The sequence below is a fragment of the Bacteroidales bacterium genome (assembly GCA_035342335.1).
Taxonomy (GTDB): Bacteria; Bacteroidota; Bacteroidia; order Bacteroidales; family JAGONC01; genus JAGONC01.
The window spans coordinates 19310-41820 of the sequence record DAOQWY010000019.1; the positions used below are offsets into that span (position 1 = coordinate 19310).

At 49.7% G+C, this 22511-nt stretch carries 14 protein-coding genes; 6 read left to right on the forward strand and 8 right to left on the reverse strand.

The window, feature by feature from the left end; all coding sequences use genetic code 11:
* Positions 1–56: 56 nt before the first annotated feature.
* The 4 genes from PKI34_09965 to secDF form a co-directional block, all read right to left on the reverse strand.
* Positions 57–1226, reverse strand: a complete 1170-nt coding sequence (locus PKI34_09965; GenBank protein HNS18133.1) for an AIR synthase-related protein — start codon at positions 1224–1226, stop codon at positions 57–59.
* A gap of 142 nt (positions 1227–1368) precedes the next feature.
* Positions 1369–3828 (reverse strand): OmpA family protein, encoded by a 2460-nt coding sequence (locus PKI34_09970; protein HNS18134.1) that lies wholly within the window; start codon positions 3826–3828, stop codon positions 1369–1371.
* A 130-nt stretch (positions 3829–3958) separates the two neighbouring features.
* The gene (tatA, locus tag PKI34_09975) at positions 3959–4273 is read right to left on the reverse strand and encodes a twin-arginine translocase TatA/TatE family subunit (protein HNS18135.1); all 315 of its coding nucleotides are present in this window, start codon (positions 4271–4273) and stop codon (positions 3959–3961) included.
* Between the two features lie 94 nt (positions 4274–4367).
* Positions 4368–7523 carry a protein translocase subunit SecDF gene (secDF, locus tag PKI34_09980; protein ID HNS18136.1) on the reverse strand — a complete coding sequence of 1052 codons (3156 nt, stop codon included), beginning with the start codon at positions 7521–7523 and terminating at the stop codon, positions 4368–4370.
* A 268-nt stretch (positions 7524–7791) separates the two neighbouring features.
* Here secDF and PKI34_09985 point away from each other — a divergent pair, with 268 nt between their 5' ends.
* The gene (locus PKI34_09985) at positions 7792–10074 is read left to right on the forward strand and encodes an FG-GAP-like repeat-containing protein (protein HNS18137.1); all 2283 of its coding nucleotides are present in this window, start codon (positions 7792–7794) and stop codon (positions 10072–10074) included.
* A 6-nt stretch (positions 10075–10080) separates the two neighbouring features.
* On the opposite strand, the gene PKI34_09990 is transcribed toward PKI34_09985, so the two are convergent.
* The 4 genes from PKI34_09990 to lpdA form a co-directional block, all read right to left on the reverse strand.
* On the reverse strand, positions 10081–10821 hold the full coding sequence (locus PKI34_09990; GenBank protein HNS18138.1) for a TIGR00730 family Rossman fold protein: 741 nt from the start codon (positions 10819–10821) through the stop codon (positions 10081–10083).
* 89 nt (positions 10822–10910) lie between these two features.
* Entirely contained in the window at positions 10911–13787 is a 2877-nt protein-coding gene (gene uvrA / locus PKI34_09995; protein ID HNS18139.1) for an excinuclease ABC subunit UvrA, read from the reverse strand.
* A gap of 37 nt (positions 13788–13824) precedes the next feature.
* A complete protein-coding gene (gene rfbC, locus PKI34_10000) occupies positions 13825–14373 on the reverse strand; it encodes a dTDP-4-dehydrorhamnose 3,5-epimerase (GenBank protein HNS18140.1) in 549 nt (182 codons plus the stop codon).
* Positions 14374–14448: 75 nt separating this feature from the next.
* A complete protein-coding gene (gene lpdA, locus PKI34_10005) occupies positions 14449–15840 on the reverse strand; it encodes a dihydrolipoyl dehydrogenase (GenBank protein ID HNS18141.1) in 1392 nt (463 codons plus the stop codon).
* A 225-nt stretch (positions 15841–16065) separates the two neighbouring features.
* Here lpdA and PKI34_10010 point away from each other — a divergent pair, with 225 nt between their 5' ends.
* From PKI34_10010 to PKI34_10030, 5 genes are all read left to right on the forward strand, one after another.
* The gene (locus PKI34_10010) at positions 16066–17529 is read left to right on the forward strand and encodes an aminotransferase class I/II-fold pyridoxal phosphate-dependent enzyme (protein ID HNS18142.1); all 1464 of its coding nucleotides are present in this window, start codon (positions 16066–16068) and stop codon (positions 17527–17529) included.
* Between the two features lie 77 nt (positions 17530–17606).
* A complete protein-coding gene (locus tag PKI34_10015; protein ID HNS18143.1) occupies positions 17607–18626 on the forward strand; it encodes a homoserine dehydrogenase in 1020 nt (339 codons plus the stop codon).
* A 21-nt stretch (positions 18627–18647) separates the two neighbouring features.
* A complete protein-coding gene (locus PKI34_10020) occupies positions 18648–20417 on the forward strand; it encodes an aldehyde ferredoxin oxidoreductase family protein (GenBank protein HNS18144.1) in 1770 nt (589 codons plus the stop codon).
* A 53-nt stretch (positions 20418–20470) separates the two neighbouring features.
* Positions 20471–21349 (forward strand): 4-hydroxy-tetrahydrodipicolinate synthase, encoded by an 879-nt coding sequence (gene dapA, locus PKI34_10025; protein ID HNS18145.1) that lies wholly within the window; start codon positions 20471–20473, stop codon positions 21347–21349.
* Complete coding sequence (locus PKI34_10030) at positions 21346–22269, forward strand: homoserine kinase (GenBank protein HNS18146.1); 924 nt, start codon at positions 21346–21348, stop codon at positions 22267–22269. The genes dapA and PKI34_10030 overlap by 4 nt, the downstream gene beginning before the upstream one ends.
* Positions 22270–22511: the final 242 nt, after the last annotated feature.

The following is a 22511-nucleotide window of genomic DNA, read 5'->3' on the forward strand; positions in this document are numbered from 1 at the left end:
TCAATTGTCGATTGTCAATTTGGATTACCGATTGCCGATTGGCGATTGCCGATTATCTAGTAGCTAAATTCCCCATCAGGGGTCACAATCGTTAGCTTGTTGGAATCCGATGGTCTGCACCAGCCAATGACCCGGGCATCCACTCCGAATGACAGTGAGATACGGATGATGTCATCGGCAAGCCAGGCGGGAACATAGAATTCCATCCGGTGACCCATATTGAACACCTGGTACATTTCACGCCACAAAACTCCGGATTGCTCCTGGATGATGCGGAACAAAGGAGGAGGCGGAAAAGGATTGTCCTTGACGATATGCAGGTTGTCAATGAAATGAAGTATTTTGGTCTGTCCGCCACCGCTGCAGTGGATCATTCCGTGAATGTTTTTCCGGAAACGGGTCAGGATCTCTTTGACGACCGGTGCGTAAGTGCGGGTGGGGGACAGGAGCAGTTGGCCCATGTCCATACCGGCAACTGGTGAAGGGGTGGTCAGGCTCAAAGCCCCTGAATAAACCAGGTCTCGGGGAATGTTGTGATCATAACTTTCCGGGTAATTTTCTGCATAGTCCCGCCGGAACAGATCGTGACGTGCGGAGGTGAGCCCGTTGCTTCCAATTCCACTGTTGTACCGATCTTCATACGACGCTTTGCCCGAAGAGGACAGTCCGACGATGACGTCCCCTTCCTGGATGTGCTGGTTGGTGATCACGTCCTTGCGAGGCATCCGGGCTGTAGCCGTGGCATCCACAATGACCGTGCGGACCAGGTCACCCAGATCGGCTGTCTCACCCCCTGTCGGATAAATACCGATTCCGTAATGTCTGAGCTTTTCCAGGAATTCATCCGTTCCCTGGATGATGGTACTGATGACTTCTCCCGGTACCAGCATCTTATTCCGGCCAATGGTGGAAGAGAGGATGATCCGGTCGGTGCAACCCACGCAGAGCAGGTCGTCGAGGTTCATCACAATCGCGTCCTGGGCAATTCCTTTCCAGACGGAAAGGTCACCTGTTTCTTTCCAGTACAGGTACGCCAGCGAGGACTTCGTTCCTGCCCCGTCGGCATGCTGGACGTTGCAGAATGCCTCGTCGCCGCCCAGTATATCCGGAATGATCTTGCAGAAAGCCTTGTCAAAAAGACCCTTATCCAGTTCGCGGATGGCTTCGTGGACATCTTCTTTGGATGAAGAAACTCCACGGCGGTCATAGCGGGAAGATTCAGACATGTTTGATTAAATTGTCAAATTGTCAAATTGTTAGACTGTTGACTGCTGACTGCTGATCCTTCGTCACTGCGCTCCTCAGGACAGGCTGCTGATCCTTCGTCACTGCGCTCCTCAGGACAGGCTGCTGACCGCTGACCGCACATTATTCGAAGATAATCTCCGAGGTTTCATTGTTGATGCTGAACTTTCCAAACTGCTGAAGGATGAATTCACCAAACAACAAAGGCATTTCCAGGTCCTGGATGACCGTAATTTTCAAATCATTGACCGTTTTGTTGCCAATGCGCATCTCCCTGATATTGAAAACGGCCCTGTCGAGAATGTTTCCTTCGGCAAGAATGGTATTCGGATCCCCTTCAAAGTCATTTTTACTGATCGCACCTGATTTGAGCAGGCTCAGCGCTTGGTTAGCTGAAATGCTGAATCCCCTCGCACTTTTCAGATACGTGAAGGTGACCGTATGGTCATTGACAATGCACGGGGCCATGATCGTTTCACCCTTTCCCGGCGTAAAGGCAATCCGCTCTTCCTTTTGCAGGTCAGTAACGATATTGATCTGGGCAGAAGTTGCGATATCCTCAATTTTTGTTTTTGGGATGAAGTCCTTGCTCAGGACCCTGAATTCGGTACGCCTGTTCAGCTGGTGTGCTGCTTCCTTATATTCCATCGTCTTAAGAGAGTCGATATACGCTTCGGTGAGTGTGGTGCCTTCAGGGAAAAAGAAATTATCCTTTTTGAAATCCTTTTTCAAGGTACGGGGTACACGTTCACCATACCCTTTGGCAACCAGCCGTTCAGGATCTATCCCGCGTTCGATCAGATAATTGACGACTGACTCGGCCCGGCGTTGTGAAAGAATATCGTTGTATTCCTCCGAGGCGCGGGCATCCGTATGGGATGCCAGTTCGATGATGATCGTCGGATTCTCATCAAGGGTCTGTATCAGCCCCTGCAGCGAATCCTGGTACTGGGGCAGCAGTTCCCACCTGTCGAGTTCATACAGGATGTCGGGAAGAACAATGGGTTCGGCAGGGATGGGCTCCAGCATGAAATCCCTGACAAAGTCCTTGCTGCCTTCTTCCCCGACCGTAGTGATCTTTCCGCTGACCGTGAAATAGTTATCCTTATCCACGATGATTTCATAGGATGTATTGGGAGCAATCTGTGTTTTGCCGAAATTATAATATCCCTTGGGGTCCGTTTTGGCTTCGATGGAGGTGCCGTTCGAACCGATGAGTTTCACTTTGGCGCCTTCTATGTACAGCAGTGTCAGGTCGTCTTTCACCACGCCCTTGAGGGTATATTCCAGGGGTGGTTCAATGAATGAGTACAGGTCATCGCCTCCTCTGCCGTCGGGGCGGTTGGAAGTGAAGTATCCGCTTTCTTCCTCAGGTCTGAAAATGATCCCGAAATCGTCGCCGTTGGAGTTGATGGGAGGCCTCAGGTTTACGGGGGCCGACCACTCATCGTTGACCAGCCTGGATTTGAAAAGATCCAGCCCTCCCATGCCCAGGTGGCGGTCGGAAGCAAAATAAAGGATAGTATCGTGCCTCAGAAACGGAAACATCTCATCTCCGACCGTATTGACAACCGATCCCAGGTTGACGGGCACACTGAATTCTCCATCCTTATCCTTTCGTTTGGCCATCCAGAGATCCTTACCGCCAAAGCCGCCTTCCTTATCCGATGAAAAGATCAGCAGAAGTTCGTCTTCGCTCAGGGCCGGATGGCCAACGGTAACGGAGGTATCGCTGAACAACTCGATCAACTGGGGATTGCCGAAGGATTTGCCCGAAGCGCTCGACTTAAAGATCTGGCAGCCTTTTTTTTCACCTTTCATGTTGCCGCAGCGGGTAAAATACATATTCTTGAAATCCGTGTCAAAGGTGGCGACTCCTTCGTTGGCTTCGCTGTTGATGATTTTTTCTTTTTCGATCAAAACCGGCGTGCTCCAGGCTCCCTTCCGGTCGAGTTTCGCTGCAAAAAGATCACTGAAATTCTGGCCGGTCCATTCATCCATTCCCTTTCCCGTCACGCCGTCCCGGGTGGAGGTAAAAATGAGGGAGCTGTTGAATTTATCAGAAAAAGTCGGCGAGAAATCATCAGTTTTGGAATTGATCTTTTTCAGATTTTCCACCGAATATTTTGAACTCTGTTCCAGCCACTCCACAGCCAGGCGGCACGACTCTGCCCCATCCCTTCCCCTGGGGTCATCAGGAATACGCTCCGCATACTGATCATAATAGGTGATGGCATCTTCGTATTCACCAAGAGCCTTTAATGCATCTGCATAATATAACAGCACCAGGGGCTCTTTACGCTGATAGTCCATCCTGACGACCCGTTTATAGGCGGGAGCTGCCTTTTTCCTGTCATTCACCAGCCGGTAGCACTCGGCGATCTGAAAAGCCACACGGCCTTTTTCTGCTTTGTTGTTCTTGATCTTGGAATATGCCTTTTTATACCGGTCAATGGCCACATAGTACTGCTGATCCGCATAGGCCTTATCAGCCAGTTCCGTCCTTTTTTTCTGACCGTACGCCTCAGGAGATATGAAAATACCAATAAGAAAGGTCAGGTATATGAGTTCTCTGATTTTCATCTTCTTTAAAAAAAATCGCATCGCAGGGATTTCTTGTAGCCCGTTGTCCTCAGGCTGATCATTATTTGGTTTAACGATAAACCACCTCAAAATCATATAAACAATGTAAAATATGTTCCGGTTCAATCCTTCAGGCATCCGTATCAGGAACCTGTTTATCGTCCTTTGCCGGGTTGGATTTTTTCGAATCCTGGCTCTTCTTCTCCAATCCATCCAACGGGGATGACTGATCGATATTTTGTTTTGCTTCCTTGAAATCCCTGGTGACCTCGTCGGCTCCCTGCTGGATTTCTCTCCTGATATCATTGGAGGCCTTCTTCAGTTCATTCATCGTCTTTCCCAGTTTGCGGCTCATTTCAGGTAGTTTGCTTGGCCCAAACAACAGGAAGACGATCACCAGGATCAGCAGGATCTCTCCTCCACCGATATCCAAAAAAAGCAACATTTCGATTTTCAGGCTTGAATGCACAAAAGTAATAAAAAAAGCCCCGGAATAATCTTAAGTTCAAATTCCGGGGCTTCAATGGGAAGCTTTGTATTTATGCTTTTGCTGTTTTCAGTTCGGGAACTTTTTTCCTTTTAAGTTTCAGGCTGGCCAGTTCATGAGCGACCGGGACCGAGATAAAGACAGATGAATACGTTCCAACGATGATCCCGACGCCAAGGGCAAAAACGAATCCCCGGATCGATTCTCCGCCAAAGATGAACATGGCAAGCAACACCACAAGGGTTGTTCCTGCCGTATTGATCGTACGGCCGATGGTGCTGTTGATGGCTCCGTTCATGTTGTCTTTCAGGTTCCTTTTTGGATACAGCGTGATGTATTCGCGTACCCGGTCATAAATGATGACCGTGTCGTTGATGGAGTACCCGATGATCGTCAAAATGGCGGCGATGAATGCCTGGTCAACTTCCATTGCAAAGGGCAGAATATTATGGAACATGGAATAAAGTGCGATCAGGATGAATGCGTCGTGGGCAAGAGCGGCAACGCCTCCCAGCCCGAACTGCCATCTTTTGAACCGGATGGCGATGTAGATGAAGATGCCGATCAGTGCAAAAAACACGGCCATGACCGCCTTGACCTTCAGGTCATCTGCAATGGTTGGTCCGACCATCTGTGAACTGAGCTTCCCGACGATCTTATCATCCGTATCTTCTGAAAATGCTTGAAAATCAATCGGCTTTTGGAAGAAACCGGCCACCCCCTCAAAGATCTTTGCTTCCACTAGGGAGTCACCCGTTGTGGAGATATTATCAATCAGGTAATCGGTTGTGATCTTTACCTGGCTGGACGGTCCGAAAGTTTTGACTTCCGGTGCCGAACCAAGGACTTTTTCCAGCGAACCTCTCACCTGGTCAGTTCTGACATTCTGGTCAAACCTGACCACGTAGGTTCTTCCTCCGGAGAAATCAACCCCAAAATCCATTCCTCTGGTTACCAGTGAGACGATTCCCAGTGCGATAACAATACCTGAAACGGCATAGAATATTTTGCGGGCACCCACAAAGTCAAAATGAAGGTTGGTGAAGGTATTCAGGGTGTATTGGTTGGCAAAGGTGATCTTTTTGTTTTTGTTGAGCATCCAGGTGAAAATGATCCTCGAAATGAAGATGGCTGAGAACAGGGATGACAGGATACCAATGATCAGCGTGGTAGCAAAACCCTGGACAGGACCTGAACCGAAAATGTACAGGATTACCGCGGTGATCAGCGTGGTTACGTTCCCGTCGATGATCGCTGAGTAGGCATTTTTGTATCCGTCGGTGATAGCCAGCCGGATTCCCTTTCCGGCCCTGATTTCTTCACGGATACGTTCGTAAATGATAACGTTGGCATCAACGGCCATCCCGAGGGTCAATACGATCCCGGCGATTCCGGGCAAGGTCAGGGTGGCACCCAGGGAGGCAAGGATGCCGAACATGAAGAAAATATTGGTGATCAGCGCAAGGTCAGCCACAAGTCCCGCTCTGTTATAGTACAGGATCATATAGATCAGTACCAGCAAAAAGGCAATGAAAAAAGAGTAGACACCCGATTGGACCGCTTCGCGGCCCAGGGAGGGTCCAACCACTTCTTCCTGGACGATGTGGGCGGGAGCCGGCATTTTACCGGCTTTCAGGATATTGGCAATATCCTGGGCCTCTTCCACTTCCATTCCACCACCGGAGATGGAAGACTGTCCGTTCGGAATTTCTGATTTCACATTGGGGGCTGAGCGTACGTAATCATCCAGCACGATGGCGACCTGTTTGCCGATGTTTTCGCCCGTGAGGCGTTTCCATATACGGCCGCCTTCGGCATCCATCGACATGGAAACTTCCACCTGGCCATTCTGGTCATAATCCTGGTACGCGTTGGTGATGGCATCACCCCCAAGCGGGGCAGAACCATCCCTGGTGGTGATCTTTAAGGAATAAAGCGTCAAAATATCCCCCGTCTGCCATCTTTCCGGCTTGGCTGACCAGGCAAGTTTCAGGTCCCTTGGAAAAAGATCTTCCGTCTTTTTGAGCATCTGGTTGACGACAGCGGTATCCTTGATGGCGGCGTAACCTACGGCAGCCCCGTCGGAGGCATACATCTTTCCATCCTGCTGGTAAAAAGCCGGAGACAGGTAATTGAACAACGGATTTTCTTCTGCCCACTCATCACGTGATTGATCCTCGCCAGGTGTTATTTTTTTGGAGGTATCCGAGGCGATCAGGTCTTCCAGTGAGGAGGTGTCCTGTGCCAACAGGCTGGTGTCGGTCGGGATGGTTGCATCAGGTTGACCTTCAGCGATAACTGATGTTGAATCCACTGCAGCTGTTGTGTCACTTGCTGGTTTTTCACCTGATTCAGCCAGCGTAATATCACTTAAACGCTGATTGGCTTCCGTGAAATAAGGTGCCAGTTCGGTAAAACTGTAAGTTTCCCAGAATTCCAGACTGGCCGTTCCCTGAAGCAGTTTACGGATACGTTCAGGTTCCTTGATGCCGGGAAGTTCGATCAGGATACGGCTCTGCTGCGCCATTCGCTGAATGTTGGGCTGGGCGACGCCAAACCGGTCGATACGGGTGCGAAGGATCTGGTAGGACTGGTCAATATACCGTTCGGCTTCATCCCGGATCACCTTGATGACCTCATCGTTGGTGGAAGTGGTGGTGATTCCCTGATTCTTGAACTCATAAGCAAAAATGGCTGCCAGCCTTGCATTTGGATCAACCTCTTCGAACGATTCCTGAAAAAGGTCCACAAAATCCCGCTGACTGTTCCGCTGCTTCTGTTGAGCCAGGCTCATGGCCTGAAGGAACGTTGGATCCTGGCTGTTGCCGGATAAGCCCCTGATGATATCAACGACCGATACTTCCATCATCACGTTCATCCCTCCCTTGAGGTCCAGACCCAGGTTAACCTCTCTCTCCTTGCAATCCTGATAGGTGTATTTTTTTAAAAGTATGTTATAAACTGTTTCGTTGGCCATTGAATCCAGGTAGTGCCTTTCCCTGACTTTTGACAATGAATCCATGAAATAACTTTCCCGTAATATATCCCCTTTAGCCAGTTTTTGGGCTATCGTAGCTGCCTGCTCATTCTTTGCGTACGCTTTTGCTTTCTTTTCCACTGATTTGGTGAAGAAAGTAAAAGAAAGCTGAAACAAACTTGCCAGGGCGAGAATGATAGCAAAAGTCGCAATCGCACCTCTGTTCTGCATGTGACGTTGATTAATGGTTAATTAAAAACAGGTTATTTTTTTGAGCCTGCAAAATTAGTAAACCATTTGCAATTAAACAATAAAATAATGAGAAGAAAATTCGGTGAAAAAAGAGCGATTGCAGCTGGAAATGAGGATCAATTATAGTCATTCATGGTCATTTATGGTTATTCGTGGTTATCTGTTGTTATTTATGGTTATCTGTTGTTACGCATAGTTGTGGGGTATATTGATTATATTTGTTGCGGAGGAGTTTTAAACCGGACCTATGAAAAGATATTTTTTGGTCAGTTTGACAGGGATGCTTTGCCTGACTTTGTTTCTGGCGTGGAAGGCCCATGCCCAGGACGTGATGACTACGGGGCAGGAAATAGTTAGGGAAAAGGAGGATTTTGGCTTTCGGAAGGATTTTTCAATTCCGGTAAAAAACAGCAATGAACTGTTGTTCAGGCAACCCTGGCTGGGAGGGCTCAATGCGTGTCAGTTCACCGAAATCGATCTCAATCTGGATGAGATCATTGATCTGGTTGTATTTGACCGGCATGGAAACAGGATCCTCCCGTTTATTAACCAGGGGAGAATGAATCAGACCAGTTATATTTATGCACCTGAATATCAGGAACGATTTCCCGGCATCAGGGAATGGATGAACCTTGTGGATTACAACAGGGATGGCAAAAATGACCTGTTCACCTATACCACCGGCGGGATCAGGATCTATAAGAATGTATCGGATACAGCCCTTACGTTTGCCCTGGAGGAATCCCTGCTCTATTCCTATTACTACTCAGGCTACGTGAATCTGTTTGCCTTGCCGGATGATTATCCTGTCTTTTCAGACATTGACACGGATGGCGACCTGGACATCCTGAATTTTTTTACCCTGGGCAAATACCTTAATTATCACAGGAACCTCTCGGTCGAAAAGCACGGGATCCCGGATAGCCTGGATTTCAGACTGACTGAATTATGCTGGGGTCATTTTGAAGAGAATGAATTATCCAACATCCTGACACTGAATATTGACTGTCAGGGCCGTTTGCCGGATAACACCTCCGACCGTCATGCCGGATCCACCCTGCTTGCACTGGACATGGATGCTGATCAGGATAAGGACCTGCTGGTGGGCGATATTGATTATGCAACCGTCATCGGGCTGACCAACGGAGGTACACCCGATTCAGCCCACATGACCTGTCAGGATACCTTGTTTCCTTTCAATACAAAAAGAATAGAGCTGATGTCAATGCCGGTCTGTGCTTATATTGATATCAATAACGATGGTGTCCGGGATCTGCTGGTGTCTCCTTTTGATCCGGGCCTCGACCGGACTGAAAATCTCAACAGTGTCTGGCTTTACAGGAACCTGGGATCGAATGATGCCCCTGTTTTCCATTTTACACAGGATGATTTTCTTCAGGAAGAGATGATCGATCTGGGTGCGGGTGCCTACCCGGTCATCTGTGATGTGAACCAGGACGGCCTGCAGGATATGGTCGTTGGAAATTTTGGTTACCTCGATACAACCTACTACAGCCTTGGCTACCTTTACCTTGTCTATCGTTCACAACTGGCATTGTTCCTGAATTCGGGAACAAACGGTCTTCCCTCGTTCAGCCTGACAGACAGGGATTTCGGTGATTTATCATCCCTGATGATCCAGGGTGCTTATCCGGCGCTGGCCGATCTGGATGATGATGACGATATCGACCTGATTGCCGGAAACGGTGAAGGAACGCTCATTTTTCTGGAGAACCTTGCCGGGCCGGGACAGGTGCCGTCTTTTGCTGAACCTGTCCTGAATTACCAGGGAATTGATGTTGGAGCATTCAGTACCCCCCAGTTGATCGACCTCGACAGGGACGGTTTGACCGACCTGGTGATTGGTAAACGTGACGGTACGATCAGCTATTACCGGAATTCAGGGACAAAGGCATCTCCCGTTTTTACCCTGATAACCAGTCAACTCGGGGGAGTGGATGTGACCGATGCAAATCTGTCATTGGATGGTTTCAGCACACCCTGCTTTTTTGAAGCAGGTGATGCCTACAGATTGTTTGTTGGCTCCGAATTCGGTCACATCTTTTATTTCAAGGACATTGAAGAGAGCATTTCCGGTAACTTCACACAGGTTTCCGATCACTATCTGTTCATTGATGAAGGATCGCGCACCGGGTTGGCTGTCTGGAACTTCAATGACGATGAATTTCCGGACCTTATGGCAGGTAATTATTCAGGGGGACTTACGCTTTACAGAGGAGTCACTCCGCCTCCGCTCAGTACCGGTGCGATTCAGAAAAATTCCACCGCTATCAGGCTTTATCCCAATCCTGCCATAAATATCCTGAACATCGAATTTGGCGGGTCCGCCACAGGCGAGCGTTATCAGATTCAGGTTTTAGACCTTCTGGGAAGGGAGGTCAGGATTTTCAAAGCAGATGCGAAGGGGATTCAAACCGTGAAAATTGACAGCCTGCCCGTGGGAGTCTATGTCCTGGTTGCCAGGAATGAAAGGGGCGCTTTCGGGGTTGGAAAGTTCGTCAAACACTGACAACCCTTAAAAGTTGGGTTTCAGTGCGTATTTCTGGTAGAAATCCACGATTTCCCTGACGGCATCTTCGGTTGTATCCACCAGCCTGAACAGGTTCATATCATCCGGATTGATCTTTCCTTCAAGGAGCAACTTATTTTCGATCCAATCGATCAATCCTTTCCAGTATTCGATTCCCACCATCACAACGGGGAATTTAACCATTTTGTGGGTCTGGATCAGGGTGACGGCTTCAAATAGCTCATCCAGGGTGCCGAAGCCTCCGGGCATCACGATATAGCCCTGGGCATATTTGACAAACATTACTTTTCTGACAAAGAAGTGATTGAATGACAGAAACTTGTCAGGGTCAATGAACTGGTTGGGGACCTGTTCAAAGGGTAGTTCGATATTCAGACCGACTGATTTTCCTCCGGCGAAATGTGCTCCCTTGTTGGCAGCTTCCATAATGCCCGGACCACCTCCCGTGATGATGCCGTAACCCTGTTTTGTAAGCAAATAGGCGATTTCTTCTGCCTGCCGGTAGTACTTGTCAGAAGGCTTGGCGCGGGCAGATCCGAAAATGCTGACGCACGGCCCGATTCTGGCCAGGGATTCAAATCCGTCGACCATCTCGGCCATGATCTTAAAAACTGCCCAGGAGTCCTGGGTTTTGACCTCATTCCAGCTTTTTGGCTCAAAAGCCATGCGGATCTTTTGTTCCTCACCCAGCTCCTCCAGCTCCATCCCATTATTCTCTACTATCATAATCCAATAATTTTATTCGTAATTTATTATTCATCAATACTTTGTGCCCCTGTGCCTTTGTGCCTCTGTGCCTTTGTGCCTCTATGCCTCTATGCCTCTATGCCTTTGTGCCTTCCCCACAGATACTCCCTCAAAAACTGCGCTGTATAGCTTTCCGGCTGGTGGACCAGCTCCTCCGGCGTTCCCTTGGCGATGACATAGCCACCCCGCTCACCGCCTTCCGGCCCAAGATCAATGATGTAATCCGCCATTTTGATCACCTCCATGTTGTGCTCAATGATCAGGACCGTATTTCCCTTATCGGTCAGCTTGTTCAGGACGTTCATCAGCACATTCACATCTTCAAAATGAAGTCCCGTGGTGGGCTCGTCTAAAATATACAGTGTGCTTCCCGAATCTTTTTTTGAAAGTTCGGCAGCAAGTTTGACCCTTTGTGCCTCTCCTCCCGACAGGGTTGTAGACTGCTGTCCCAGCGTTATGTAACCCAGGCCGACATCGTTCAGGGTTTTTATCTTTTGAATGATGGATGGAATATTTTCAAAAAATTCCACGGCCTGGCTGATGGTCATGTCGAGCACATCGCAGATGGATTTACCCTTGTACCTGACCTCGAGGGTTTCCCTGTTGTACCGTTTTCCATTGCAGGTTTCACAAACGACCTGGACATCCGGCAGGAAGTTCATTTCGATGATCCGCACGCCGGCTCCCTTGCAGGTCTCACAGCGCCCCCCTTTCACGTTGAATGAAAACCTTCCGGGTTTATAACCCCTGACCCTGGATTCAGGCAGCTGATGGAAAAGGTGGCGTATCTCATCAAAAACACCGGTATAGGTTGCAGGATTGGAACGGGGGGTTCTTCCGATGGGTGCCTGGTTGATTTCGATGACCTTGTCGATCAGCTCCAGTCCCTGTATGGATTGATAGGGGAGGGGTTTGATGTTCGAACGGTAGAAATGCCTGCTCAGGATGGGGTAGAGCGTTTCGTTGATCAGGGAGGATTTTCCGCTTCCCGACACTCCCGTTATGCAGATCAGGTTCCCCAGGGGTAGCGTCAGCGTGATATTTTTCAGGTTGTGTCCGCTTGCACCGCTTAAAACCAGGTATTTACCATTCTTCACCCTTCTTTTCTCCGGTATCCGGATCTCTTTTTTCCCGCTCAGATACTGGCAGGTGATCGTATCACAGCCCATCATTTCCTCAGGGGTCCCCGTTGCTACGATTTTTCCCCCGTGCCGGCCTGCTCCCGGTCCGATATCCACCACAAAATCGGCGGAAAGGATCGTATCCTTGTCGTGTTCAACCACAATGACGGAATTTCCGATATCCCGAAGTTTTTTCAGCGAGTGGATCAAACGCTGGTTATCCCGTTGATGCAACCCGATGCTTGGTTCATCCAGGATATAGAGCACGCCGACCAGTTGAGATCCTATTTGCGTCGCAAGCCGGATACGTTGCGACTCGCCACCTGAAAGGCTTCTCGCCGCCCGGTTCAGCGTCAGGTAGTCGAGCCCGACATCCAGCAAAAAGCGGATTCGGGAGCGGATCTCACGGATCAGCTCATGACCGATGGTCTGCTGCCTTGGATCCAGGTGTTCCGGAACCTGCTGGAACCATTGATCAAGCTGAATGATGTCCATATTGGCCAGCTCAGCGATGTTTTTACCGTGGATGCGAAAGAAAAGCGACTCCTTTTTCAAACGGGTTCCGTTGCATTCCGGGCAATCCACTTTGTTCATAAATCCGTTAAGCCAGTTCTTCAGGCTTTGTGAGCTGTTTTCCGTATCCTGGTTCTGGATGAAATTGACGATCCCGTCGAATGTCAGGGAATAAGTTGACGATATGCCCAGGTACTCATTTTTTACCCTGAACATTTCATCGGAACCATACAGGATGGTATTGACCGCTTTTTCGGAAATGTCACGGATCGGGGTATCGAGCGCAAAGCCGTATTTTTCGCCGATGGCTTCCAGTTGGCGGAAGATCCAGTTTTGCTTGTACTCCCCGAGCGGTGCAAGCCCGCCCTTCTTGATGCTTTTTGTATCATCCGGGATGATCTTCCGGATGTCGATCTCCGAGATGGTTCCCAGTCCGCTGCAATGAGGACAGGCACCATAGGGCGAATTGAAAGAAAACGTATTGGGCTCGGGTTCGGGATAGGAGATGCCGGAGGTTGGGCACATCAAAAGCTTACTGTAGTACTGAAGATCGTTCGTTTCCAGGTCCAGGATCTGGATCAGGCCTTTGCTGTGCTTCACAGCAAGCTGCAAGGCATCCTGTATGCGCCTGGCCGAGTTCTCTTGCACCTGGATCTGGTCGATCAGGATTTCAATGTCGTGGATCCTGTAACGGTCGAGTTGCATTCCGAACGTAATTTCCTGCAGCGTGCCATCGATGCGGACTTTCAGGAATCCCTGCCTGCGGATCTGTTCAAAGAGTTCACGGTAGTGCCCCTTACGTCCCTTGACCACCGGGCTCAATACGGCGATATGCTTGCCGGTGAATTTTTTAAGGATCAGCTCCAGTATCTTGTCGGGGGTGTACCTGACCATCTTTTCACCCGTAACGTGGGAATATGCTTCCCCGATACGGGCATAGAGTAAACGGAGGAAATCATAGATCTCGGTGATCGTCCCAACGGTTGACCTCGGATTCCTGTTGGTGGACTTCTGTTCGATGGCAATGACCGGACTGAGACCGGTGATCTCATCGACATCCGGACGTTCAAAGTTGCCGATGAATTGCCGGGCATACGCCGAAAATGTTTCCATATACCTGCGCTGACCTTCCGCGTAGATGGTATCAAACGCCAGTGAGGATTTTCCACTGCCGCTCAAGCCGGTGACGACCGTCAGCTGGTTGCGGGGAATGCGCAGATCAATGTTTTGAAGGTTATGAACCCGTGCACCGAATATTTCCAGATAGTCCTTGCGGGTGTTTTTCTGTATCTTGGTCGGTTCCTTGCTCATTTCCTCTCAATTATGCGTACTGATGCTACCGAATGCATCAAAATGAAAAAGGACTTTCAAAATCCTTGAAGAAGGGAGCCTGATTGTCCCGGCCGGAGACCAAAGGATTGGACGTTCCCCATTGTATGTTCAGATCAGGATCGTTCCAGCGGATGCACCCTTCGTGTTCTTTGCTGTATACCTGTGTGCATTTGTAGGAAAACACGGTTCCATCCTTAAGGGCAAGGAATCCGTGTGCAAATCCGGGAGGGATCCAGTACATCCATTTGTTCCGTGAGGTGAGCACCACTGTGGTACATTTCCCGTACCAGGGTGAATTTTTCCGGAGATCAACTGCAACGTCAAGTACTGCACCCCTGACCACCCGTACCAGTTTTCCCTGTTCAAAGGGAGGGACCTGGAAATGCAGTGCCCTGATCACATCTTTTTTTGACTTGCTTTCATTATCCTGAACAAACTCCATCAACAATCCATTCCTGGCAAAGGTTTCCTTGTTGAAGGATTCAAAGAAGTAGCCCCTGCTGTCGCGGTAGAAATCAGGCTTTATGATCAGTACATCGGGTATGTCAGCTTTAATTATTTGCATGAATGATCAGTTGACGGTTGATCGTTGCCAGCAGGCAGTCGACAATTTAACAATTGAACAGTTTGACAATGAATATCATATATGTATAACCTCCCCATACGCTGCCGCCACCGCCTCCATGATTGCTTCGGACATGGTGGGATGCGGGTGAACGGATTTCAGGATCTCGTACCCGGTTGTTTCCAGCTTGCGGGCCACGACCACTTCAGCAATCATTTCCGTCACATTCTCACCGATCAGGTGAGCGCCCAGCCATTCTCCGTATTTTGCATCAAAGATGACCTTGACAAATCCATCCTTGGCACCTGATGCGCTGGCTTTCCCGGAGGCGGTGAAAGGGAATTTGCCCACCTTGATCTCATACCCCGCTTCCTTTGCAGCTTTTTCGGTATACCCCACCGAGGCGATCTCAGGATGGGTATAGGTGCATCCCGGAATGTTCCTGTAATCGACTGGCTCCGGATGACGCCCGGCGATCTTCTCCACACAGGTGATCCCTTCGTGAGAGGCAACGTGGGCCAGGGCCGGTCCGGGAACCAGGTCGCCGATGGCATAGTATCCTTCCACATTCGTGCGGTAGAACTCATCCACCCTGATCTTGTCTTTCTCCACCTGAATCCCAACCTCCTCAATGCCAATGTCTTCCAGGTTTGATTTGATTCCCGCGGCCAACAGGACAATGTCGGCCCCGATGATCTCTTCCCCTTTGGGCGTCTTCACCGTTGCCCTGCATTGCTTGCCATCGGTCTCGACGGATTCAACGGATGAAGAGGTCAAGACGCTGATCCCTGCTTTATTAAAGGAGCGTGCGAGCTGTTTCGACACTTCCGAGTCCTCCAGTGGAACAATCTCCGGCAATAACTCAACCAGCGTCACTTTTGTTCCGAGGGTATTGTAGAAATAGGCAAATTCAGAGCCGATGGCACCGGATCCAACCACGATCATTGATCTGGGTTGTTCCGGAAGATTCATGGCTTCGCGGTAACCGATGATCTTTTTACCGTCAATGATGAGGTTTGGAAGCTCTCTTGACCTGGCCCCCGTGGCAAGGATGATGTGCGGTGCTTTGTATGTCGTCACTTTTCCCGACTCATCGGTGACATCCACCTTCTTCCCCGGGCGAATGACACCAAATCCTTCGATTACGTCAATCTTGTTTTTTTTGAATAAAAACTGAATGCCTTTGCTCATTCCCTCGGCCACGGACCGGCTGCGTTTGATGATGGCCTGGAAATCGGCCTCAGGCTTTTCTTTGAGTTGGATCCCATAGTCGGCCGCATGCATCGTATATTGGAAGACCTGGGCGCTTTTTAGCAAGGCTTTCGTTGGGATACATCCCCAGTTCAGGCATATGCCACCCAGTTCAGCTTTTTCAACCACAGCTGTTTTCAGACCCAGCTGGGATGCCCTGATGGCTGCAACGTATCCGCCCGGACCGCTGCCAATGACAATGAGATCATAGTTCATACAGTCATGATTTTTTTGAAGATGCAAAAGTAGCTATTTTTTTCCTTCTTTCGGATGAAACTGAATGTTACCTGTGAGAATTGATCCATGATCTTAAAACGGAATCACCGTCATTGGTTACCCTGTGAAGAAAGAAAATACACCCAGGAGATGAAACGAAAACTGACTTGCTGATTGGAATAATTTTATACCTTTGTTATCCACTTACCATTTAAACATTATCATATGAATTCCAAAGGATTAGATTATTACAGGGATGCAGCCAGGCGGTCAGGCCAGTGGCATGCTGCCTATCAGAAGCGAATGAAGCAGCTCCGGTTTGATACGATTGCTGTGCACGGTGTTTATTCAATGCAGGAGGCATTGGATTTTAATCAGGGTTCGATCATCGAACCAATTTACATGTCCTCCTCACAGGCTTACCGTGATGCGGATGAAATGGAACTTGCGCTGGGATATGAGGTTCCCACCTGGTGCTATTCCCGCATTGCCAACCCAAGTATGTTTTACCTGGAGGGTGTTCTGGCTTTACTGGAAGGATATGGCGCGGAAATTGAAACGACCTGCGTGGCCACATCTTCAGGAATGGCAGCCATCCAGTGCGCGGTTGAGCAATTCTTATCGGTGGATCCACATCATCCCAATGCCCCGATCAACTTTGTGGCTACCTGTCAGGTTTATGGCGGTACATTCCAACAGTTCTCGATCCGTAAAGATAAGGAGAGGCACATTGAATGGCGCAAGGTGGTCAATTCGAATGATATTAACGAATGGGCTTCCCTGATCGACAAAAATACACGCTTCCTGTATGGTGAAATGCCCAGCAATCCGGGACAGGCATTCTTCGATCTGGAAAAAGTGACCGAGCTTGCTCACAGTCACGGCATCCCGATGATCGTGGATGCCACGGTTGCCAGTCCCGCGCTGTTAAGACCCCTCACCTGGGGTGCCGACATTGTCATCCAGTCGGCGACCAAGTCATTAACAACCAGTGGATTCGGAGTCTCCGGCGCGGTCATCGCCCGAAAGAACCTGACTTCCACGATCGATAATCCTGAAATGAAAGCAGATTTCTGCGGATACCTCAAACAGCTTCCCAACCGCGACAATGGTCCGAACTTGTCGCCGATGAACTGCATCCTGACGTTGAATGACATCCGGACCTTGCGTTCAAAAATGGATCTGATGAGCCGAAACACCATGAAGGTTTCCCGTTTCCTGCAGGGACATAAGCATATTGAACAGGTTGATTACCTGGGGCTGGAGTCCCATCCCCTGCATGAGATTGCCAAAAAATACCTTGTATTGGTGGATTCGGAATACGATGAGCTATACGGCAAGAAAGTAAACCGTTACGGGCACCTGATGTCCTTCCGTGTGAAAGAAGGGGCTCAGGCCACACGTGACGTTTTTGATGCCTTTGAAAGGATCTGGAGAGCTACCGATTTGGGGAGGATCAAATCCGTTGCCACCATACCTGCCATATCCACCCACTCCCAGCAGGGAGAAGAGGGAAGAAAGCTGGCCGATATCCCGGCAAACCTCATCCGGTTATGTGTCGGAGCAGAACACGCTGACGACGTGATTGATGACCTGGACCAGGCCCTCTCCGTTCTTGACGGAACAAAGGTACATTTTACCTCCCCGGAATACTCCGCAGGAGGTGCTTCGTCGGCAAAACTGGGGTAACCTACCTCTTCCCAGCCCCTCCCCAGATGGGGAGGGGCCAACAATTTAACAATTTACAACTTGACAATTTAAACAGTATGAAACAACGCATCGTCATCATCGGTTTCGGGACCGTCGGCCAGGGGTTCTGTGAAATACTCCTCAATAAAAAAGAATATCTGAAAAAGCAGTATGGTTTTAAATGGGATGTCGTCGGGATTGCCGACAAGGCCTATGGCAACGTTTACAATCCCAAAGGGCTTGATGTCCCGCTCCTGCTTGAGGAAGCCAAAGCAAAGAAACAATTCTCAAAGGATGCAACCAAATGGGACACCCTTACGCTCATTAAAAAGAGCAAAGCAGACATTGTCTGTGAGCTCACCTATACCGATCTGAAGACGGGTGAACCTGCCTTTACGCACTGCAAGGAGGCTCTGAAAGCGGGCAAGCACGTGGTGACCAGCAACAAGGGACCCGCGGCGCTGCATTACGCCAAGCTGATGAAACTGGCCTATAAAAACGGATTGCATTTCAGGATCGAGGGGACGGTGGTTGCAGGCACTCCCATCCTGAACCTGGCAGGCGGGCCGCTGGCAGGTTGTGAAATTACCAAAATCAGGGGCATCCTGAACGGAACCACCAACTATATGCTGACGGAGATGGAGAAGGGAATGTCTTATGCAGAGGTATTGAAAGTAGCCCAGGAACTGGGCTATGCCGAAGCCGATCCGACCGGTGACGTGGAAGGGTATGATGCCCGGGGCAAGGTGACGATTTTGGCCAACGTAGTCCTGGATGGCCAGCTTACCATCGATGATGTGCCCTGCAGGGGGATCACAGGAATCACACCACAGGATATCCGCACAGCCAAAGAACACGCAAAGCGCTGGAAACTCATCGGTACGGTCGAAAAGAAGGATGGAAAGGTGACCGGCTCGGTAGCTCCGGAAATGATCGACCTGACCCATCCGCTTGCAGGTGTGATGGGTGCAACCAACGCCCTTACGTTCACTACCGATTTGCTGGGCGATGTGACCATGGTGGGGCCCGGCGCCGGCAGATGGCAAACGGGATTTGCCATCCTGAACGATGTGCTGACAATCAATTCCGCCTATTAACCTTTTACTCAGTCTATCCGTATGTCGTATACGTATAAATGTCTTTACGTCGATCTTACCCGTCAAACGTATGAAGTCAGGGATTCGGATCGTCAGCTGTTCAGGGATTATGTCGGGGGAAAGGGAGTCGGCTTTGCCCTGCTGGAAAAACTGGCCCCGAATCCGGACCCGCTTGGGCCGGAGAATCCGCTGATCTTTTCCAATGGTCCCTTCACGGGTACCAAGGTTCAGACCAGCGCCAGGACAGCCTTGGTGACCAGGTCTCCTCTTACAGGTTCGATACTGGATACGCATTGCGGTGGCTACTTCGGACCCCGCCTGAAAGCTGCGGGATTCGATTATGTCGTCATCACGGGAATATCCCAAGTACCTGTTTATCTGTATATTAAAGACGAAAAAGCAGAGATCCTTGATGCCTCCGACCTCTGGGGGAAAGGTGCTTTTTTCACCAATGATGAGTTGCAGAAGCGTCATCCTGGGATTGAGCCAAGGGTTGCAGCAATAGGTCAGGCTGGTGAGAACCTCTCAAAGATGGCCTGTATCAGTGTTGATAAACACAGGCAGTATGGTAGGGGAGGAGCAGGAGCTGTAATGGGATCCAAGAACCTGAAAGCAATCGTGGCTGACGGTAACACACCAATCACCTATGCTGATCCTGCTGCGTTTGAAGAACTGAACAAAGCCGCTACAAAGGATGTGCTGAATAACGCCGGTGTGAAGTTCAGGAGGGTCAAGGGAACCATGAAGTGCATCCGCAGCGGACAGGGATACGAGTTCCTCCCGGTGAAAAATTTCCAGCAAGTGGTTTCCGACCGGTTTGAGGAAATCAGTTCCGAAACGGCCAGAGAGGTCCTGAACTGGAAAGATACGGCCTGCTTCGGCTGCTCGATCCGGTGCTCCAAGTTTGCCCGGTGGGACGGTCACGAAATCGAGGGCCCTGAATATGAAACAACGGCTTTCCTGGGTTCCGGCTGCCTTGTTTTTAATATTAAGGATGTCGCCTGGGCCAATGAACTCTGCAACGATCTGGGTCTGGATACGATCAGTACCGGTGTGACGATGTCGTTCGCGATGGAATGCTACGAAAAGGGACTGATCGATGATTGGGATGGATTGAAACTGGAATGGGGTAATGCAGAAGCGCAGCGGGAAATGATCCTGCGGATGGCCATGAAAAGTGGTATTGGTAAGTTGTTCTCCGATGGTTCACGCATTGCTGCCCGGCGTATTGGGAAGAACAGCTCCGATTTTGCCATCAATATTTATGGCATGGAAATGTCGGGAGTCAATCCTAAAGGTTGCCTCACGATGGGCGTGGTACTTTCCGTAGCCGACTTCGCCAGCCACACACGTCTCTGGATGACCGAGCAGGAAATGGGACCTGACTTCACCATCGACGATATTCCCGAATCGGTTGCTTCAGGACTGGATGAGATCAATGCACGCAACTGTTTGGTAGTGTGCGATTTTCTTCCTCTGGGACTCAACCGGCTCGCTCCGCTGCTGAATGCAGCCACCGGCCTTGACCATACCGAGGAATCGCTCCGGGAACTGGGTGCAAAACTTACTCATCTGGCCCGGCGGTACAATATCCGGAATGGCCGTAAATATACCGATGACCGGATGCCTGAACGCTTCTTCCAGGAAGAAATGCTGGCCGGATTCATGCGGGGCAAGAAGGTGGAGAAAGAGTTCTTTACTAACCTGATCCGAAAATATTATAAGGTGAGAAACTGGTCAGAACAGGGAGAACCAACACCTGCGGTTTTGGAAAAATACAACCTGGCCTGATTGGGATTCCTGAACATATTTTCTTATCTATTTACCATACATAATTCTATTTTATGAAAAAAGGTGCCTATACGTTACTGATCACTCCATTTAAAAAGGACTATTCTCTGGATGAGCCGGCTCTTCGTCGCCTGGTTCGCAGACAGGTGGAATCTGAAATTGACGGGATCGCTCCCCTGGGAGTCACAGGGGAAAATTCACTGATGACGAACGACGAGGTGAAGCGACTGGTGCAAATTATTGTCGGGGAGGCTAATGGGAAAAAGCTGATCCTTCCGGACATCTGCCTGGCAGGTACCCGTGAATCCATTGACCGGGCCAAGATGTATGCCGACACCGGGGCAAATTACGCGGTTGCTTTCACTCCTTTCCTCATACTACCCTCTGCTACGGCGCTGATGAAATACTTTGAGCAATTGGCAGATGCCTCTCCCATTCCTATTATTTTACATAATTCAAAAAATCGCACAGGAGTGGAACTGACTCCTGAAATGACCGCACAGCTGGCCAAGCATCCCAATATTGTCGCCACCAAGGATGGCAACAAACAGCTCGACCATCTGGCCAAGATCATTTATCTGACCAGGAACGATGATTTTCTGGTCTTTACCGGCAAGGATACCACTGCCTATCCGCTTGTGGCTTTTGGCGGTGCAGGAAGCTTTACCGTTTCAGGTAATGTGATTCCGGATGTGATGGCAAAGATGATCCATTTCGCCCTGGAAGGGAACCATCAAAAGGCAAGGGAGCTCCATAATTCCTATTACCCCCTGTTTGAAGCCTGCCGGTTTGAGACCAATCCCATGGGTGCAAAAAAAGCCCTGGAGTTAATGGGAGTCATCGACGGCACCCTGCGCCCGCCGCTGACACCCCTGAGCGAACCTAAAACCACTATTCTGGCAGCTCTACTGAAAGAAAGGGGGTTGATATGAGATCTGTGAAATTGTTTGCCCCTGCCACCAGTGCCAACGTGGGCCCGGGGTATGATATCTTTGCCCTTACACTGAAGGAACCACACGATGAGATAATGATCACCTTGAATGATTCCGGAAAGCTGACGTTTGACATTACCGGCAATCACCAGCAAATTCCCCTGAATATTCAGGACAACGTGGCCACCCTGGCCGTACTGGAATTGCTGAAACGGAAAAACATTCAGCAGGGGATGCACATCGTCCTGCACAAGAACATGATCTCCGGCGGCGGACTTGGAACGACAGGCGCTTCAGCATCATCCTGCGTTTATGGGTTGAATGAGTTACTGGACCTGAAGCTAACCACCAACGAGATGATCGATATCGCCCGTATGGGAGAGATCGCTTCCGGCGGATCGCCGCATGCGGATAATGTTGCTGGCGGAATCCTGGGCGGCTTTGTGCTGGTAAAAAGCTACAATCCGATCGACGTGTTGAGACTGGACGTCTGTGAGATGCCGATCGTGCTGGCTGTCATACGTAAAAGTCAGCGTACCACCAGGGGATTCATCACCTACGAGATCGGGCAGGAGAAGCTGAAAGAGCAGATGGCGCGCTGCGCGCGTGTCATTCACGCCATCCACACCCGCGACATTGAAGAGTTCGGCCGCGCCATCAGTGTCGATTACATCGCCGAACCTGTCCGCAGTGCCGCTATTCCAGGGTACCAGGAGATTAAAAAAAGAGTACTGGATGCGGGGGCGTTTGGTTTCAATGTCAGTGGCGGCGGCTCTTCTGTCCTTGCCGTTTGCCCAAGCTCAAAAATGGACACAATCGCTGATATCCTGGAAGAGGGCTTTAAGGATAATCCCCTGTTCTTCGGGGTGATCAAGACGATGGCAAGTAACACCGGAGTGAGGGTCATTGAAGGTGATTAGTGGTCATTCATAGTCATTTGCTCGGCGCTGAAGCGCCTCGCGTTATTCATGGTTATTTGCTCGGCGCGGAGTTTATACCGCCGGATTGCGGGACGCTTCGCGTTATTTGTCGGTTGTGGTGTATATTTCTCGGATCTTCTGACAAATTGGATGTACAATCGATGAATTTACACTAACGTTCGAGGCAAGCAGGATAACAGCACGGCGGATTGACAAATAATGAAATTTAACCACGACATTTT